A 445-nucleotide genomic window follows, 5' to 3' on the forward strand; every position below is an offset into this window, starting at 1 on the left:
GTGTGGCACGAAGATTCTGATCTGGCCGATCTAGACGTGGTGATTTTGCCCGGAGGCTTTAGCTACGGCGACTATCTGCGCTGCGGTGCGATCGCTCGCTTCTCTCCCGCTTTGCAGGCCACGATCGCTCATGCCCAGCAGGGCAAGCTGGTTTTGGGAATCTGCAACGGCTTTCAGGTCTTGACCGAGGCCGGGTTGCTGCCCGGAGCCTTGATGCGTAACCGCGATCTGCATTTTGTCTGCGATCGCGTCTCGCTACGAGTCGATCGCACCGACTTGCCTTGGACGCAAAACTATCCGGCTGATCAGGTGATTACGCTGCCGATCGCGCATGGTGAAGGCTGCTACTATGCCGACCCCGACACGCTCAAGCAGCTCGAAGACAACCGCCAAATTGTGTTTCGCTATTGCACCGCTTCCGGTGAAGCGACTGAAGCCGCAAATC

General features: G+C 58.0%; 1 protein-coding gene. It reads left to right on the forward strand.

All coding sequences use genetic code 11. The features are described 5' to 3' along the window. Positions 1–445: phosphoribosylformylglycinamidine synthase subunit PurQ (gene purQ / locus D7Y13_RS42925; protein WP_120631119.1), on the forward strand; the 445-nt coding region annotated here is incomplete at both ends.

Source organism: Corallococcus praedator (assembly GCF_003612125.1).
GTDB classification, from domain to species: Bacteria; Myxococcota; Myxococcia; order Myxococcales; family Myxococcaceae; genus Corallococcus; species Corallococcus praedator.